Below are 13867 nucleotides of genomic sequence, written 5' to 3'. Positions count from 1 at the left end.
GCAAGTTCGATCCCAACCGCCTGTCCACCCTCACGACGACGGGAGATCGAGATGGCCGAGCGCGGGGACGAGACCCTGGTGACCACCCTGAAGAAGGTCGCCGCCGTGCTCAAGCAGTCCGAGATCCCGTTCGCGCTGGGCGGCAGCTTCGCGGTGTACGCGCACGGCGGCCACTCCAGCGAGCACGACGTCGACTTCCTGATCCGCGGGGACGACGTCGACCGCGCCCTGGAGGCCCTGGTGGCGGCCGGCTTCACCGCCGAGCGCCCGCCGGAGGACTGGCTGGTCAAGGTCTACGACGACGGGCGGATGGTGGACCTGATCCACCGGCCGATCGAGACCCCGGTGACCGAGGAGACGTTCGCCGACACCGTGGTCCGGCCGGTCGACGCGATCCACATGCCGGTGCTCTCGGCCACCCAGTTGATGGTGCACAAACTGCTCAGCTTCTCGCAGCACTACTGCGACTTCGCCCGGGGTCTGCCGCTGGCCCGCTCGTTGCGGGAGCAGATCGATTGGGAACGGGTACGCAAGGAGACGCAGCACTCGCCGTACGCGGAGGCGTTCCTGGTGCTGCTCGACCGGCTGGACGTGGTGCCGTACTCCGGCACCCCGGAGGGGAAGGGGACACCGTGACCGTGCATCGCGGCGCCGGGCCACCCGACGAGTACGTCGAGGCGGAGATCCACCGGATGCTGACCGAGGATCCGGACGTGGCCGAGCAGGGGATCACCGTGGTCCGCCGGGAACGCGCCCTCGTGCTCTACGGCGAGGTGGAGAGCCCGCACCGGCGCGAGGAGATCCTGCGCCGGGTGGCCGAGCGCTTCCCCGACATACCGATCACCAGCGACATCGGGGTGATCCGCGCGCAGGCGCCCACCCAGATCGAGGAACTGCCCTGAGGAGGTTCGATGGTGATCCGGATCGCCGCCGTGGGCGACGTGCATCTGGACGAGGACGTGGTCGGCCGGTTCCGGCCGGCCCTGGAGGAACTGCCCGAGCACGCCGACGCGCTGCTGCTCGCCGGTGACCTGACCCGGCACGGCACCGAGTCCGAGGCGCGCTGCGTGGCCCGGGAGTTCGGTGGGCTCGGCGTGCCGGTGGTGACCGTGCTCGGCAACCACGAGCACCAGTGCGACCAGGTGCCGCAGGTGGTCAAGGTGCTGGAGGACGTCGGGATCACCGTGCTGGAGGGCACCGGCGTGGTGCTGGAGTGCGCCGGCGGCCGGCTCGGCGTCGCCGGGGTGAAGGGCTTCGGCGGCGGCTTCGCCGGCCGCTGCGCCAGCGACTTCGGCGAGCCGGAGATGAAGGCGTTCGTCCGGACCACCATCGACAGCGCCGACCGGCTGGGCGAGGCGCTGCGGTCCCTCGAGTGCGACGTGCTGGTGGCGCTCACCCACTACTCGCCGGTGCCGGACACGCTCGCCGGCGAGCCGCTGGAGATCTACCCGTTCCTCGGCTCGTACCAGTTGGGGCAGGCGATCGACTCGGCGCCCACCGCGCTGGCCCTGCACGGCCACGCGCACCACGGCAGCGAGCGGGGCACCACCCCGGGCGGGGTACGCGTGCGCAACGTCGCCCACCCGGTCATCAAGCAGGCCTACAGCGTCTTCCACCTGGGTGACCACCTCGATCAACACCAGGTTTCCCGGATCGGAAGCTCGGGTATGGAGCGGTCATGGAGCTGATTCTCTGGATTCTCGCAGTCGTACTCGTGGTCGCCGGCATCCTGGCACTGTTCCGCCGGCAGATCCTGTGGGGCATCGTCCTCATCGTGGTCGGGCTGTTGGTGGGCCCGGGCGGGGTCAGCATCTTCAATTGACCTCGCGGTCGCCGTACGCACCCGGACCCGCCGGGGTCGTCGCGGCCGGAGCTCCGTCCTCCCGACAGGAGCACCGGACGCGACGACCCCGGCGTCGTACGTTCCGGCCCGGTCCGGAGGTTTGCCCGCCTCGCCCGGCGGCGATATCTCGACCATGGAGATATCGGAGCGCGCTCGACACGGCGGGCGGCAGTGGTGGGCCCTGCTCGGGTTCGTCGCGGCGGTGCAGTTGGTGCTGAACGCGATCTGGACCCCGCTCTTCTTCGGCGCCGGCCGGTACGGGCCGGCGTTCGCCGAGATCGTGCTGCTCTGGCTGGCGATCGGGGTGACGGTCGTGCTCTTCCACCGGGTCCGGCGGCCGGCCGCGGCGCTGCTGCTGCCGTACTGGGTGTGGGTCAGCTTCGCCGCCGCGCTCAACCTCGCCATCTGGCGACTGAACAGCTGAGCGGCCGGGCCCCGCGGAGGCGGGGCCCGGCCGCCGGTTCAGCAGCGCGGCACGTTCGGGATGTACCCGTCGTAGCCGGTGTAGACGTACGCGTCGGAGATGAAGCGGCCGGTGCCGATCCGGTCCCAGATGGTGCTGGTGCCGTAGGTGCCGGTGACGCTGGTGCCGCTGGTCTGGCAGTAGATCGTGACCCGGGTGCCGTCGGCGACGGTGCCGACGGCGTCGTAGCCGGTGCCCGGGCCGGAGCGCACGGTGAGCGGGGTGCCGCTGGTGTTGACGGTGCCGGAGCCGGTCGTGCCGCCGCAGCCGTTGTCACTGGTGTAGTTCTTCGTACCCCAGTAGAGCGCGAGCGCCCCGTTGAACCGGACCTGGATGTCGCTGCCGTTCAGCCGCTGCTCGTAGTGCAGGTGCGGCCCGGTCGAGCCGCCGGTGCTGCCGACCCAGCCGATCACCTTGCCGTAGCCGACGCTCTGCCCGACCGAGACGTTGAAGCCGTTCAGGTGGGCGTAGTAGGTGGTGTAGCCACCGCCGTGGTCGATCCGGACGTACTTGCCGTAGCTGGTGCCACCGAGGTCGGTGACCCGGTCGACCGTGCCGGGGGCGCTGGCCACCACCGGGTCGCCGAGGTCGTCGGTGCGGTTGAAGTCGACCGCGTACGCCGGGCTGTGGTTGGTCCGGGTCTGCCCGGACCAGGTCTGCCCGCAGGGGAACGGGACCTTGAACGTCGGGGCGGCCATCGCCGGGGCCGCCGGCAGGACGACACCCACGGCGAGCAGGCCGGCCGCGAACAGGCTCAACCACCGCTTACCCATCCAGCACCTCCTATGTCGAAATCCTTCGATCAGCTGCCCTCAGCGTGACAGAAATCGCCATCGATCGAAAGAGGTGAAAATCCAGGCTGGGAGCGCGCCCATCGCGGAACGCGGGGGTTTCCGGATTGTTACTCGGTCGTGTCCGGTGAGGGCTGGACCGGGTCGGATGCAAGCGCTTACATGTTGGGACGCCCATCGGACCGGCGTCAGGTCACGCCCCCGTGGCCGCGCCGGCAAGAAAGGAGGACGGCATGGCGGTCTTTGCCAGACCACGCCAGGCCTTCGTTATCGCCGGCGTACTGGGGCTGGCGCTCAGCGCCACCGCCTGCGGCACCGGTAACGACAAGAAGAGCGACAACGCCGGCTCCGCGGAGTGCGCCGCATACGAGAAGTACGAGGGGCACGACGGCAAGAAGGTCTCCATCTACGCGTCCATCCGCGACGCCGAGGCCGACCTGCTGGAGCGGTCGTGGGAGCAGTTCACCGAGTGCACCGGCATCGAGATCGACTACGAGGGCAACGCCGAGTTCGAGGCGCAGCTCCCCGTCCGGGTCGACGGTGGCAACGCGCCCGACCTGGCGTTCGTACCCCAGCCGGGTCTGGTGAAGCGGTTCGCGGACGCCGGCAAGCTGAAGGGCCTCGGGGCCGACACCAAGGCCATGGCCGAGCAGAACCTGCCGGCCGACTGGCTGAAGTACGGCACCGTCAACGGCACCCTCTACGGCGTGCCGCTCGGCGCGAACGTCAAGTCCTTCGTCTGGTACTCGCCGAAGACGTTCAAGGAGAAGGGCTGGGAGGTCCCGACCACCTGGGATCAGCTCATCGCCCTGAGCGACAAGATCGCCGCCAGCGGCATGAAGCCGTGGTGCGCCGGCATCGAGTCCGGTGACGCCACCGGCTGGCCGGCCACCGACTGGATCGAGGACGTGCTGCTGCGCACCCAGGGCCCCGAGGTCTACGACCAGTGGACGACCCACGCCATCCCGTTCAACGACCCGCGGGTCGTCGAGGCGGTCGACAAGGCCGGCACCATCCTCAAGAACGAGAAGTACATGAACGGCGGCTTCGGCGGCGTGAAGAGCATCGGCACCACCGCCTTCGGTGAGGCCGGCCTGCCGATCACCACCGACAAGTGCGCCATGCACCGGCAGGCGTCGTTCTACGCCAACCAGTTCCCGGACAACACCAAGGTGGCCGAGGACGGCGACGTGTTCGCGTTCTACTTCCCGGCCATCGACCCGGCCAAGGGCAAGCCCGTGCTGGGTGCCGGCGAGTTCGTCGTCGCCTACGCCGACCGCCCGGAGGTCCAGGCGGTGCAGACCTACCTCGCCTCCGGCGAGTACGTCAACAGCCGCGCCAAGCTCGGCAACTGGGTCACGGCGAACAACAAGCTGGACATCGCCAACGTCGCCAGCCCGATCGACAAGCTCTCCGTCCAGATCCTGCAGGACAAGACCGGCGTCTTCCGCTTCGACGGATCCGACCTGATGCCGGCCGCCGTCGGCGCGGGGACGTTCTGGAAGGGCATGGTCGAGTGGATCAACGGCAAGGACACCGCGTCGGTGCTCCAGGGCATCGAGAGCAGCTGGAAGTGATCTGAGCGGTGGGCCGGTCCGCGCACGCGGACCGGCCCACCGGCGGATCCGGACCTGGGAGGGTCGATGGAGTTCGACTTCGCGGAGGAACAGCCGAAGTTCCTCATGCTGATGTACGGGCTGATCGCTTTCGTCGCGGTGGTGGGCGGTCTGCTCCTGCTCCTCGACGTGGTGCCGGCCTGGTTCGCCCGGCGTCGGGAGGCGCAGCTCGTCGCCGCGTCCGCCGGCGGCGCCCCGCTTCCCCGGCGCCCGAAGCAACGGGAAGGGCTCTTCGCGCTCTTCTTCCTGCTGCCGACGGTGCTGCTGCTCAGCATCGGGCTGGTCGTGCCGGCCGTCCGCACCACGATGCTCTCCTTGATGGACAAGGACAGCAACGAGTGGGTGGGACTGGCCAACTACAGCTGGATGTTCTCCGACAGCTCGATCATCCGGGTGCTGACCAACACCCTGATCTGGGTGATCCTGGTCCCGCTGGTGGCGACCAGCTTCGGCCTGATCTACGCCGTGCTGGTGGACAAGGTCCGGTTCGAGGCGGTGGCCAAGTCGCTGATCTTCCTGCCGATGGCGATCTCGTTCGTCGGCGCGAGCATCATCTGGAAGTTCGTCTACGCCTACCGCGGCGAGGGCGACCAGATCGGCCTGCTCAACCAGATCGTGGTCAGTCTCGGCGGCGAACCCAGGCAGTGGCTGCTCGAGTCACCGGTGAACACGCTGCTGCTGATCGTCATCATGGTCTGGATCCAGGCCGGCTTCGCCATGGTGGTGCTCTCCGCGGCCATCAAGGCCATCCCCGCGGACATCGTCGAGGCCGCCCGGCTCGACGGGGTCAGCCCCTGGCAGATGTTCTGGCAGATCACCATGCCGAGCATCCGCCCGGCGCTGATCGTGGTGGTGGTGACCCTCTCGATCGCCACGCTCAAGGTCTTCGACATCGTCCGGACCGCCACCAACGGCAACTACGACACCAGCGTGATCGCCAACGAGATGTACAACCAGGCGTTCCGGTACGGCGAGAACGGGCAGGGCTCGGCGCTCGCGGTCTTCCTCTTCATCCTGGTCATCCCGATCGTGATCTACCAGATCCGCAACCTCCGTCAGCAGCGGGAGGGCTGAGATGACGACCGCAACGCCCACCGTCGCCGCCGGCACCCAGAAGACCGACGGCCGTACGCCCGGCACCGCCGCGCGGGTCCGCAAGCGGCTGAACAGCCGTACCGCGACCATCGTCTCGATCGTCATCGCGGTGGTCTGGACCATCCCGACCTTCGGCCTCTTCATCTCCTCGCTCCGGCCGGAAGACGAGATCAAGACCACCGGCTGGTGGACCACCTTCACCAACCCGCAGTTCACGCTGGAGAACTACCAGCAGGTCCTGTTCGGCCGGTCCTCGTCGTCCGGGCAGCTGGCCAGCTACTTCATCAACTCCCTGGCGATCACCATCCCGTCGGTCCTCTTCCCGATCGCCTTCGCCTCCCTGGCCGCGTACGCGCTGGCCTGGATCAACTTCCGGGGCCGGGACTGGGCCTACATCGCGATCTTCGCGTTGCAGATCGTGCCCCTGCAGATGGCCCTGGTGCCGCTGCTGAAGTTCTTCTCCACCGGCGTCACCGTCGCCGGCATCACCCTGATGCCGGCCTGGGACCTGGTCGACGAACAGAAGTTCGCCCAGGTGTGGTTCGCGCACACCTGCTTCGCGCTCCCGTTCGCCGTCTACCTGCTGCACAACTTCATCTCGCAGCTACCCGGCGACCTGATGGAGGCGGCCCGGGTCGACGGGGCCAGCCACCCGAAGATCTTCCGCACCATCGTGCTGCCGCTGATCACCCCGGCGCTGGCCGCGATCGGCATCTTCCAGTTCCTCTGGGTCTGGAACGACCTGCTGGTCGCGCTGATCTTCGCCGGGGGCGGCGACGAGACCGCCCCGCTCACCGTCCGGCTGGCCGAGATGGCCGGTACCCGGGGCAACGAGTGGCAGCGGTTGACCGCCGGCGCGTTCGTCTCGATCGTCGTACCGCTGCTGGTGTTCCTGTCCCTGCAGCGCTACTTCGTGCGAGGCCTGCTCGCCGGCAGCGTCAAGGGCTGACCCGCGGCTCCGCCGCCGCCGGGCCACCGGCGGCGGCGGGCGTGGGGTGGGGAGCGGGGAACCGTGACGAAGATTGATGATGTCGCCCGCCTGGCCGGGGTCTCCACGGCCACCGTCTCGCGGGCGCTCCGGGGCCTGCCGACGGTCTCGGCGGCGACCCGCCGCCGGGTGCTGGCCGCCGCCGAGCAGCTGGAGTACGCCGTCTCCCCCAGCGCCTCCCGGCTGGCCGGCGGCCGGACCGGCACGGTCGCCGTGGTGGTCCCCCGGATCACCCGGTGGTTCTTCGGCGTCGTCGTCGAGACGGTCGAGGATTTCCTCCACCAGGCCGGCTACGACCTGCTGCTCTACAACCTCGGCGGACGGGAGCAGATCCGCCAGCGGGTGCTGCGCACCGCCAACCTGGGCAAGCGGGTGGACGCCATCATGCTGGTCGCCACCCCGCTGCGACCGGCCGAGCTGACCGCCCTCGGCGCGCTGGACCTGCCCGGCGTGATCGTCAGCTCCGGCACCGGCGTGCCCGGCTGGCCCTGCGTACGCATCGACGACGTGGCCGCCGCGCGGTCCGCCACCCGGCACCTGCTCGACCTCGGCCACCGGCGGATCGCGCACATCTCCGGCGACCCCGACGACGAACTCGCCTTCACCACCCACCTGGACCGGCGCCGCGGCTACCGGGAGGCGCTGCGCGCGGCCGGGCTGCGCCCGGACCCGAGCCTGGACATCGAGTCGCAGTTCACCATCGACGGCGGCACCCGGGCCACCGAGGAGCTGCTGCGCCGCGGCGACCCGCCGACGGCGATCTTCGCGGCCTGCGACGAGATGGCGATGGGTGCCATGACGGCACTGCGCGAGGCCGGACTGCGGGTGCCGCAGGACGTCAGCGTCGTCGGCATCGACGACCACGACCTGGCCGGCGCGCTCGGGCTGACCACGATCGCGCAGCCCGCGGCGGAGCAGGCCCGGCTCGCCGCCCGGCTGCTGCTCGACCCGCTCGGCGGGCGGCCGCTGGACCCGCCGGACGGCGACGCCCCGCCCGGCTCGCCGGTGATCCTGCCCACTCGGCTGGTCGTGCGCGAATCGACCGCGCCACCCCGGGCACACTGAACGACAGTCGTCCCGCCCCGGCGGGCAGTCACGCACCCGACGACCGGCTCGACGCACAGGAGAAGGCCCTGAACAGCAACCCGACGCAGCAGGACGAGTCCGCCCCCGGCTGGTGGACCGAGGCCGTCATCTACCAGATCTACCCGCGCTCCTTCGCCGACTCCGACGGCGACGGCGTCGGCGACCTGCCGGGCGTCACCGCCCGCCTCGACCACCTCGTCGAGCTGGGCGTCGACGCGGTCTGGCTGTCGCCGTTCTACCCGTCGCCGCAGGCGGACGCCGGCTACGACGTGGCCGACTACCGGGACGTGGACCCGCTCTTCGGCACGCTCGCCGACGCCGACAAGCTGATCGCCGAGGCGCACGCCCGCGGCCTGCGGGTGATCGTCGACCTGGTGCCCAACCACACGTCGTCGGCGCACCGATGGTTCCAGGCCGCGCTGGCCGCCGCGCCCGGCAGCCCCGAGCGCAACCGGTACGTCTTCCGTGACGGCCTCGGTCCGGACGGCGACCGGCCGCCGAACGACTGGCAGAGCGTCTTCGGCGGACCGGCCTGGACCCGGATCACCGAGCCGGACGGCCGCCCCGGCCAGTGGTACCTGCACCTGTTCGACACCGGGCAGCCCGACCTGAACTGGGACAACCCGGAGGTCCGCGCCGAGTTCCTGGACGTGCTGCGGTTCTGGCTGGACCGCGGGGTCGACGGCTTCCGGGTCGACGTGGCGCACGGCCTGATCAAGCAGGCCGATCTCGCGGACTGGCAGGAGCCGCAGGAGATCCTCTCCGGCAGGGAGGTGGAGAAGCCCCGGCCGCCGATGTGGGACCAGGACGGCGTGCACGAGGTCTACCGGGACTGGCGCCGGGTGCTGGACCGCTACCCCGGGGAGCGGATCCTGGTCGCCGAGGCCTGGGTCGAGCCGGCCGAGCGGCTGGCCCGCTACGTGCGCCCGGACGAGATGCACCAGGCGTTCAACTTCGAGTACCTGCTGGCCGCCTGGACCGCGCCGGCCCAGTACGCGGTGATCACCCGCTCGCTGGAGGCCACCGACGCGGTCGGCGCCCCGACCACCTGGGTGCTCTCCAACCACGACGTGGTGCGGCACGCCTCCCGGCTCGGCCTGCCGGTCGGCACCCCCCGGCCGAACGGCATCGGCATCGGCGACCCGCAGCCGGACGCCGCGCTCGGCCTGCGCCGGGCCCGGGCGGCCACCCTGCTGATGCTCGCGCTGCCCGGCTCGGCCTACCTCTACCAGGGCGAGGAGCTGGGGCTGCCGGAGCACACCACGATGCCCGAGGAGGCCCGCCAGGACCCCACCTGGATGCGCAGCGGGCACACCCAGCGCGGCCGGGACGGCTGCCGGGTGCCGGTCCCGTGGGAGGCCGACGCCCCGTCGTACGGCTTCGGGCCGACCGACGCCAGCTGGCTGCCGCAGCCGCCGATGTGGGCCGAGTACGCGCTGGACCGCCAGCGCGGCGTCGCCGGCTCCACCTACGAGCTGTACCGGTCCGCGCTCAAGCTGCGCCACGAGCACGGCCTGGGCCGGGGCACGCTGGCCTGGCTCGCCTCCGGCGACGAGGTGCTCTCGTTCCGCAACGCCGGGCTGACCGTGCTGACCAACTTCGGCGCCGCCCCGGTGCCGGTGCCGGCCGGCGGCGAGCTGGTGCTGTCCAGCGCCCCGCTGACCGAGGACGGCGCGGTACCCACCGACGTGACGGTCTGGGTCCGCGCCTGAGGCTGACTGTGACGGCTCTGCGGCACATCTGTGCCGCAGAGCCGTCACGCTCGTCGCGACCTCACCGGCCGGCCGGCTCTACAACCGTTCGGCGCGGGTGGTCAGCAGCTCGTGCACGTCGGCGATGTCCTTCGGCGAGGTCCGCGACGCCAGCCAGTACATGATCCCGGTCGGGATGAAGAAGAGCTGGAACGCGGCCAGCCCGACGGCGTAGTTCAGGGGCGGCGGGAACGCCGCCCGCAGCCCGTGGAAGGCCACCCCGACCAGGTAGTTACCACCGGCCCGGCCCACCCCGTTGACCAGGTTGCCGAGGCTGTAGACGGTGCCCCGGTGCTCGGGCGGGTTGACGTCGGCGATCAGCGCGAACCAGTTCGGCGAGTTGGCCGAGGTCAGCGCCAGCGCCAGCACCGCGGTGAGCAGGCTCAGCCCGACGGTCGGCTCGGTGACCACGCTCGCCAGCACCGCCCGCACCACCGCGCCGTTGGCGGCGCCGTCGGGCACGTCGATGCGGATCGGCACGAAGAAGAGCACCAGGTAGAACGGCAGCGCCGCGAGGATGCCGACCGCCGCGACCAGGGCCCGGCCCCGGGGCGTACGCCGGTGCAGCGCGTCGCCGGCCAGCCCGCCGACGATGGAGAACACCCCGCCGAGCTGGAACAGGGTGGCGAAGACGCTGCCCACCACCACCGCCGTCCCGGCGGTGTAACCCTGCGCCTCGGCCCGTTCGGTGAACAGCACCGGCAGCCAGACCAGCGAGCCGAAGGCCGCCTGCGCGGTGAGGCCCTGCAGGATCAGCCAGCGGTTGGTCCGCCGGCCGAGGATCCGGGGCAGGTCGGCGCGGCTGATCCGGTAGTCGTACTCGGCGCCGGAGGCCAGCGCGTCGGCCAGCTCCGGCTGGCTCTGGCCGCGCCGGATGTCGTAGGTGAACAGGTAGGCCGCGGTGGCGGCCAGCCCGACCACGGTCAGCACCAGGAACGGCCGCCGCCAGTCGGTGGCCCCGAGCAGCCCACCGACCAGCGTGCCGGCCAGCGTGCCGACGCCCTGGGAGAGCCCCCAGAAGCTCATCACCAGCCCTCGGCGACGGGGTGAGATCAGGTCGGTGACCACCGAGAAGCCGACCGAACCGACCGCGCCGAGGCCGACCGCGGCGAGCAGTTGCGCGGCCAGGAAGGCGGGGTAGTTCCCGGCGACCGCGCTGCCGCCGGTGCCGAGCGCCCAGATCAGCGTGCCGACCATGAGCAGCGACTTCCGGTTGGCGCGGTCGCCGACGTACGCCCAGGCCACCGCGGCCACCGCGCTGGCCAGGAAGCTCACCGCGGTGACCAGGCCGAGCAGCCGCTCGGGCACGTCGAACGCGTCGGCGATCGACCCGTACAGCGGGGGCACCAGGCCGATCGCCACGTTGTCCAGCGAGGCGAGCAGCACGAAGACCAGCACGCTGTAGAACCGGTGCGCGGCCGTACCGCCCCAGGCCCGCGTCGGCCCACCGCTGGTCAAGGTCATGTGCGGCAGCCAACCAGGATCAGGTCACGAGCGGGTGAAGGCGCGCGTGCCGCTCACTCACCCCTCGACGTCGGGCCGGTCGAGGAAGTGGTCGCGGGCGGCGGCGTACCGCTCGCGGATGGCGGGGACCGGGTCGGCGGCGTACTCCTCGGTGCCGCCCAGCGACCAGGCGGGCGGCGTCGCGCCGCCCAGGGCGACCCAGGCGGCCTGGCGGGCCGCGCCGTCGGCGACGTACTCCCCCGCCGGCGGGACGACCACCGGGACGCCGAGCACCTGCGGGGCGATCCGGCACACGGCCGCCGAGCGCGCCCCGCCGCCGACCAGGATCACCCGGCGGACGGTGGCGCCCTGCGCGGTCAGCGCGTCCAGCCCGTCGGCGAGCGCGCAGAGCATCCCCTCGACGGCCGCCCGGGCCAGGTGGGCCGGAGTCGAGGTGCGCAGGGTCAGCCCGTGCACCGCACCGGTGGCCAGCGGCCGGTTCGGGGTCCGCTCGCCCTCCAGGTAGGGGACCATGACCAACCCGTCGGCGCCGGCCGGGGCGGAGAGCGCCAGGTCGGCCAGCTCGTCCAGGCCGACCCGGAGCATCGCGGCGGCGGCGTCGAGCACCCGGGCCGCGTTGAGCGTGCAGACCAGCGGCAGGTAGCGGCCGGTGGCGTCGGCGAAGCCGGCGACGATCCCGGTGCTGTCGGCGGCCGGGGCGTCGGCGACGCTGAACACCGTCCCGGAGGTGCCGATCGAGACCACGACGTCACCCGGGCCGGCCCCGACGCCGAGGGCGGCGGCGGCGTTGTCCCCGGTTCCGGGGCCGAGCAGCGGGCCGTCACCGGTCCACGGCCGGCCGGGGCCGGGCGGCCAGGGCAGGCCGGACGGCGCCTCGGCCAGGTTGGCGAGCGGTTCCCGGAACGCCGCGGGGTGCAGGACGCCCGCCCGCTCCGCCGGCCCGAGCACGGTCGGCACGTGCAGCCGCCGGCCGAAGGCCCGCTCCAGCAGGTCGAGCCGGTATTCCCCGGTGGCCGGGGACCAGTAGCCGGTGCCGCTGGCGTCACCGCGGTCGGTGCGCAGCGCGGCCAGCCCGGGCGCGCCGGCCAGCCGCCAGGTCAGCCAGTCGTGCGGCAGGCAGACCGCGGCCACCCGCTCGGTGGGCTCGTGGGTGGCGAGCCACCGGAGCTTGGTGACGGTGAAGCTGGCCACCGGCACGCTGCCCACCGCCTCGGCCCAGAACCGCCGGCCCGCCTCCCCGCCGCCGGCCTCCGCCACCAGGTCGGCGGCGGCGCCGGCCGACCGGGTGTCGTTCCACAGCAGGGCCGGCCGGGTGACCCGCCCCTCGTCGTCGAGGCAGACCATGCCGTGCTGCTGGCCGGCGACGGAGACCGCCGCGACGTCGGACAGCCCGCCGGCCGCCTCGACGGCCGTGCCCAGGGCACGCCACCAGGCCTCCGGGTCGACCTCGGTGCCGTCCGGGTGCGGCGCCCGACCCTGCCGGAGCAGGACGCCGGTCTCCGCGTCCCGGACGACCACCTTGCAGGACTGGGTGGAGGAGTCCACTCCGGCGACGAGGGTCACGGCCGGCCGCCTCAGCGGGCGCCGAGCAGGTGCTCGACGGCGAGCTGGTTGAGCCGGACGAAGCCGAAGCCCCGGGCGGCCACCGCGTCGACGTCCAGCTCCTCGAAGGCGGACCGGTCGGCGAGCAGGTCGGCGTACGTCTCGCCGGGGGCGAGCGTCGGGGTGCTCAGCTCGGCGACCTTCGCCGCGGCCAGCGCCTCGGCCACCTCCGGGTCGGCGCGGAACGCCGCGGCCCGCTCCCTGAGCAGCAGGTACGTCCGCATGTTCGCCTCGGCCGAGGCCCAGACCCCGGCGAAGTCCTCGGTGCGCGACGGCTTGTAGTCGAAGTGCCGGGGGCCCTCGTAGGCGGGCGCGCCGCCCGGGCCGCCGTTCTCCAGCAGGTCGACCAGGGCGAACGCGTTGAGCAGGTCACCGTGGCCGAAGACCAGGTCCTGGTCGTACTTCACGCCGCGCTGGCCGTTGAGGTCGATGTGGAACAGCTTGCCCTGCCAGAGCGCCTGGGCGATGCCGTGGGCGAAGTTCAGGCCGGCCATCTGCTCGTGCCCCACCTCGGGGTTGAGGCCGACCAGCTCCGGGTGGGCGAGGGTGGAGATGAAGGCGAGCGCGTGCCCGACGGTGGGCAGCAGGATGTCGCCACGCGGCTCGTTCGGCTTGGGCTCGAGCGCGAAGCGCAGGTCGTAGCCGCGATCGAGGACGTACTGGGTGAGCAGGTCGACGGCCTCGCGGTAGCGGTCCAGCGCGGCCCGGACGTCCTTGGCCACGTCGTACTCGGCGCCCTCCCGGCCGCCCCACATGACGAACGTGCGGGCGCCCAGCTCGGCGGCGAGGTCGACGTTGCGCAGCACCTTGCGCAGCGCGTAGCGCCGGACGTCGCGGTCGTTGCTGGTGAAGCCGCCGTCCTTGAACACCGGGTGGGTGAAGAGGTTGGTGGTCACCATCGGCACCACCAGGCCGGTCTCGTCGAGGGCCTTGCGGAACCGGGCGATGTGCTGGTCGCGGCTGGCCGGGTCGGCCCCGAACGGCACCAGGTCGTCGTCGTGGAAGGTGATCCCGTACGCGCCGAGCTCGGCGAGCCGGTGCACCGCCTCGACCGGGTCGAGCTCCGGCCGGGTGGCGTCGCCGAACGGGTCGCGGGCCTGCCAGCCCACCGTCCAGAGGCCGAAGGAGAACTTGTCGGCAGGGGTGGGACGGGGTGCCATGGCAGACC

The 13867-nt window shown here is 72.0% G+C and carries 14 protein-coding genes; 10 read left to right on the top strand and 4 right to left on the bottom strand.

What is annotated here, in order from left to right; genetic code table 11:
- The first annotated feature begins 51 nt into the window (after positions 1-51).
- Genes AC1WTP_RS15560 through AC1WTP_RS15540 form a run of 5 tightly spaced genes read left to right on the top strand, consistent with a single transcriptional unit; the run spans position 52 to position 2267 of the window.
- Positions 52-636 carry a nucleotidyltransferase family protein gene (locus AC1WTP_RS15560; RefSeq protein ID WP_481649963.1) on the top strand — a complete coding sequence of 195 codons (585 nt, stop codon included), beginning with the start codon at positions 52-54 and terminating at the stop codon, positions 634-636.
- A gap of 56 nt (positions 637-692) precedes the next feature.
- Complete coding sequence (locus tag AC1WTP_RS15555) at positions 693-902, top strand: hypothetical protein (protein WP_481650047.1); 210 nt, start codon at positions 693-695, stop codon at positions 900-902.
- Positions 903-911: 9 nt separating this feature from the next.
- Positions 912-1688: a metallophosphoesterase family protein gene (locus AC1WTP_RS15550; RefSeq protein ID WP_481649962.1), complete on the top strand. Its 777-nt coding sequence runs from the start codon at positions 912-914 to the stop codon at positions 1686-1688.
- Positions 1679-1822, top strand: a complete 144-nt coding sequence (locus AC1WTP_RS15545; protein ID WP_007464364.1) for a GPGG-motif small membrane protein — start codon at positions 1679-1681, stop codon at positions 1820-1822. The genes AC1WTP_RS15550 and AC1WTP_RS15545 overlap by 10 nt, the downstream gene beginning before the upstream one ends.
- On the top strand, positions 1818-2267 hold the full coding sequence (locus tag AC1WTP_RS15540; protein WP_481650046.1) for a TspO/MBR family protein: 450 nt from the start codon (positions 1818-1820) through the stop codon (positions 2265-2267). The genes AC1WTP_RS15545 and AC1WTP_RS15540 overlap by 5 nt, the downstream gene beginning before the upstream one ends.
- 38 nt (positions 2268-2305) lie before the next feature.
- On the opposite strand, the gene AC1WTP_RS15535 is transcribed toward AC1WTP_RS15540, so the two are convergent.
- Positions 2306-3079 (bottom strand): M23 family metallopeptidase, encoded by a 774-nt coding sequence (locus tag AC1WTP_RS15535; RefSeq protein WP_481649961.1) that lies wholly within the window; start codon positions 3077-3079, stop codon positions 2306-2308.
- A gap of 251 nt (positions 3080-3330) precedes the next feature.
- Here AC1WTP_RS15535 and AC1WTP_RS15530 point away from each other — a divergent pair, with 251 nt between their 5' ends.
- The 5 genes from AC1WTP_RS15530 to AC1WTP_RS15510 all read left to right on the top strand — a co-directional run bounded on the left by AC1WTP_RS15530 (position 3331) and on the right by AC1WTP_RS15510 (position 9594).
- A complete protein-coding gene (locus AC1WTP_RS15530; protein WP_481649960.1) occupies positions 3331-4674 on the top strand; it encodes an ABC transporter substrate-binding protein in 1344 nt (447 codons plus the stop codon).
- 66 nt (positions 4675-4740) lie between these two features.
- On the top strand, positions 4741-5787 hold the full coding sequence (locus tag AC1WTP_RS15525) for a carbohydrate ABC transporter permease (protein WP_481649959.1): 1047 nt from the start codon (positions 4741-4743) through the stop codon (positions 5785-5787).
- 1 nt (position 5788) lies between these two features.
- Positions 5789-6757 carry a carbohydrate ABC transporter permease gene (locus tag AC1WTP_RS15520; RefSeq protein ID WP_481649958.1) on the top strand — a complete coding sequence of 323 codons (969 nt, stop codon included), beginning with the start codon at positions 5789-5791 and terminating at the stop codon, positions 6755-6757.
- A gap of 63 nt (positions 6758-6820) precedes the next feature.
- Positions 6821-7861: a LacI family DNA-binding transcriptional regulator gene (locus AC1WTP_RS15515; RefSeq protein ID WP_481649957.1), complete on the top strand. Its 1041-nt coding sequence runs from the start codon at positions 6821-6823 to the stop codon at positions 7859-7861.
- A gap of 68 nt (positions 7862-7929) precedes the next feature.
- Entirely contained in the window at positions 7930-9594 is a 1665-nt protein-coding gene (locus AC1WTP_RS15510) for a glycoside hydrolase family 13 protein (RefSeq protein WP_481650045.1), read from the top strand.
- Positions 9595-9672: 78 nt separating this feature from the next.
- On the opposite strand, the gene AC1WTP_RS15505 is transcribed toward AC1WTP_RS15510, so the two are convergent.
- The 3 genes from AC1WTP_RS15505 to xylA are packed head-to-tail and all read right to left on the bottom strand — an operon-like array spanning position 9673 to position 13859.
- Positions 9673-11097 (bottom strand): MFS transporter, encoded by a 1425-nt coding sequence (locus tag AC1WTP_RS15505; protein ID WP_481649956.1) that lies wholly within the window; start codon positions 11095-11097, stop codon positions 9673-9675.
- Positions 11098-11154: 57 nt separating this feature from the next.
- Positions 11155-12660 carry a xylulokinase gene (locus AC1WTP_RS15500; protein WP_481649955.1) on the bottom strand — a complete coding sequence of 502 codons (1506 nt, stop codon included), beginning with the start codon at positions 12658-12660 and terminating at the stop codon, positions 11155-11157.
- An 11-nt stretch (positions 12661-12671) separates the two neighbouring features.
- On the bottom strand, positions 12672-13859 hold the full coding sequence (xylA, locus tag AC1WTP_RS15495) for a xylose isomerase (protein ID WP_481649954.1): 1188 nt from the start codon (positions 13857-13859) through the stop codon (positions 12672-12674).
- Positions 13860-13867 lie beyond the last annotated feature (8 nt).

The organism is Micromonospora sp. R311, assembly GCF_056780015.1.
Note: the sequence above shows the minus strand (reverse complement) of the source record. Positions and strands in the feature narration are given on the sequence as shown.

What these genes read in the sequence shown, in the direction of transcription:
- AC1WTP_RS15520 (WP_481649958.1), top strand. Translation starts at nt 5,789, where the DNA reads ATGACGACCGCAACGCCCACCGTCGCCGCCGGCACCCAGAAGACCGAC.
- xylA (WP_481649954.1), bottom strand. Translation starts at nt 13,859, where the DNA reads ATGGCACCCCGTCCCACCCCTGCCGACAAGTTCTCCTTCGGCCTCTGG.
- AC1WTP_RS15555 (WP_481650047.1), top strand. Translation starts at nt 693, where the DNA reads ATGCTGACCGAGGATCCGGACGTGGCCGAGCAGGGGATCACCGTGGTC.
- AC1WTP_RS15535 (WP_481649961.1), bottom strand. Translation starts at nt 3,079, where the DNA reads ATGGGTAAGCGGTGGTTGAGCCTGTTCGCGGCCGGCCTGCTCGCCGTG.
- AC1WTP_RS15505 (WP_481649956.1), bottom strand. Translation starts at nt 11,097, where the DNA reads ATGACCTTGACCAGCGGTGGGCCGACGCGGGCCTGGGGCGGTACGGCC.
- AC1WTP_RS15530 (WP_481649960.1), top strand. Translation starts at nt 3,331, where the DNA reads ATGGCGGTCTTTGCCAGACCACGCCAGGCCTTCGTTATCGCCGGCGTA.
- AC1WTP_RS15550 (WP_481649962.1), top strand. Translation starts at nt 912, where the DNA reads ATGGTGATCCGGATCGCCGCCGTGGGCGACGTGCATCTGGACGAGGAC.
- AC1WTP_RS15525 (WP_481649959.1), top strand. Translation starts at nt 4,741, where the DNA reads ATGGAGTTCGACTTCGCGGAGGAACAGCCGAAGTTCCTCATGCTGATG.
- AC1WTP_RS15560 (WP_481649963.1), top strand. Translation starts at nt 52, where the DNA reads ATGGCCGAGCGCGGGGACGAGACCCTGGTGACCACCCTGAAGAAGGTC.
- AC1WTP_RS15545 (WP_007464364.1), top strand. Translation starts at nt 1,679, where the DNA reads ATGGAGCTGATTCTCTGGATTCTCGCAGTCGTACTCGTGGTCGCCGGC.